This is a genomic window from Devosia sp. (assembly GCF_041917035.1).
Classification (GTDB): Bacteria; Pseudomonadota; Alphaproteobacteria; order Rhizobiales; family Devosiaceae; genus Devosia_A.
The window spans coordinates 1-1,907 of sequence record NZ_JAYRYM010000425.1 but is presented as its reverse complement, the minus strand read 5'-3'; the positions used below and the strand labels follow the sequence as shown (position 1 = coordinate 1,907).

2 protein-coding genes and 1 pseudogene are annotated in these 1,907 nt (G+C 69.7%); 1 reads left to right on the top strand and 2 read right to left on the bottom strand.

From position 1 onward, the window contains the following. Window positions 1-10: 10 nt before the first annotated feature. The gene (locus tag ACE3TU_RS21915; RefSeq protein WP_374627972.1) at window positions 11-913 is read right to left on the bottom strand and encodes a helix-turn-helix domain-containing protein; all 903 of its coding nucleotides are present in this window, start codon (window positions 911-913) and stop codon (window positions 11-13) included. Between the two features lie 175 nt (window positions 914-1,088). Between ACE3TU_RS21915 and irrA the strand changes: the two genes are divergently transcribed. Next, window positions 1,089-1,547: an iron response transcriptional regulator IrrA gene (irrA, locus tag ACE3TU_RS21910; protein WP_374627971.1), complete on the top strand. Its 459-nt coding sequence runs from the start codon at window positions 1,089-1,091 to the stop codon at window positions 1,545-1,547. Window positions 1,548-1,603: 56 nt separating this feature from the next. On the opposite strand, the pseudogene ACE3TU_RS21905 reads toward irrA, so the two are convergent. Continuing rightward, a pseudogene (locus tag ACE3TU_RS21905) lies at window positions 1,604-1,907 on the bottom strand (hypothetical protein); the annotation flags it as partial.

The window sequence follows — 1,907 nt, the reverse complement described above, 5'->3', positions numbered from 1 at the left end:
CTGGCCTGAATCAGTCGCGCAGGGCGCGGCGGAACGCGGCCGGGGTGGTGTCGAAGTGCTTGCGGAACAGCCGCGTCAGGTGCTCCTGGTGGGTGAAGCCGCACTCGAAGGCGATCTGCGCAATCGGCGCATCGGTCCGCGCCAGCAGCTGGCGGGCCCGCCGGATGCGCACGCCGATCAGGTAGCGATGGGGCGGCATGCCCACCTCGCTGGCGAAGGTGCGCGCCAGGTGGCTCGGGCTGCGGATCGCGGCATCGGCAATGTCCTGCAGGCCGATCGAGCGATCGGCATTGGCCTCGATGAAGTCGACGGCGCGCGCCACCTCGCGCGACAGGGCGCGGCCGCCGGATGCGGTTCGGCGGGGCTTGAAGCGCAGTCCCACGTGCGTCGCCAGCACATGCGATGCGATGGAGCGGGCGAGATGATCGGAAAAGGACGGATCGGTGCAACCGGCCTCGGCGGCGGCCAGTGCCGCATCGGCGAGCGCGAACAGCAGGGGCTCCGCGTTGATCCAGCCCGCCGCTGGCATGATGCCGGCCGCATCGCCGTCGGTCATGTCCATGGCGACCTCCTCCCAGACGGTTCGCCGCACATAGAGGTGCACCGTGTCGGTGGGCGTGACGAGATCGACGTCCATCGGCGCCTCCGAGGGGACGACGCGCACCGAGCCGGCAGGCGCGTGTATCCGGCTGCGATCGGCGAGGCGCCGTCCTTCGGCCGGGGCACGGAACAGCACGAACAGCAGGTCCCTGGCGGTGAAGCTGCCGCTGAACGGCGTCTCGGTCTGCGACGACACGAAGAGCGAGCGCCAGTTGAGGCCCTCGCTGCTGGCCGTCACGTCGGCACTGGCGAGCGTCAGGACGCCGTGTGTCTCCGCAACGCCGAAGGGTCGCGTCGATAGCGCTGTGTGCATGCTGCCTCTCCGCAACGGGGCCGAACGGGCAACAGTTCTACCGTGTCGGCGGCGCGCCGCAACGTAGACTTCCGCAGTGCGCCCCGGCGCCGCTCATCGTGCAGAACAATGGCGGCTTTGGGCAGGTTCGTGCGGCAGGGGCGAACTATCCTCTCGGCAACGAAAGGAGCGCACCGTGCACACCCATTCGCCGCCATCGTCGGTCGGCCCGTCCGGGCCGCAAACGGCGCGTCGCGCCTGCCTCACCGCGATCCTGCGCATGTCCGGCCTCAGGCCAACGCGCCAGCGGCTGGACCTCGCCGACCGCCTGCTGGGTCGCGACCGACACGTCACGGCCGAACAGCTGTTCGCGGAAGCGTCCCGGTCCGGCCGGGCCCCGTCGCTGGCGACGGTGTACAACACGCTGCGGCAGTTCCAGGCGGCCGGGCTGGTGCGCGAACTGGCCTTCGAGGGCATGCGCAGCGTGTTCGATACCGATACGTCGCGGCACCACCACTTCTACCTCGCCGACGAGCCGCGGATCGTCGACATCCCGGCCGACTGCCTGTCGGTGTCGGGCCTGCCCGGCGTGCCCGAGGGCTACGAGATCGACCGGGTCGAGGTGGTCGTGCGCCTGCGGCGCAAGACGGGATGAAGGAAGCCGCCCGGCTCGCGGGAGCCGGGCGGTCCGTCTGCAGCGTCGGGGAGGAGCTACAGGGAGGCGAACGGGTCTCCGGCCACCGGCGTGAAGCCGATCAACCGGCCGAAGACGAGCACGGCGGTCCACAGCCCGAGCGAGAGCAGCCCGGCGATGCGCGCCGAATTGGGCGGCGGCAGGGTGGTGTCCCAGGTCGCGACATTGCGGGCCGAGATGAACTCGAAGACGAACATGTTGATGCCGGCGAGCATCAGCAATCCCATCTTGAGCTGGAAGTTGATGTTGACCGCGATGTTGCTGGCATTGGGCAGGAACAGCAGCGATCCGGTGATGACCGCAAGGCCGAAGCCGATCCAG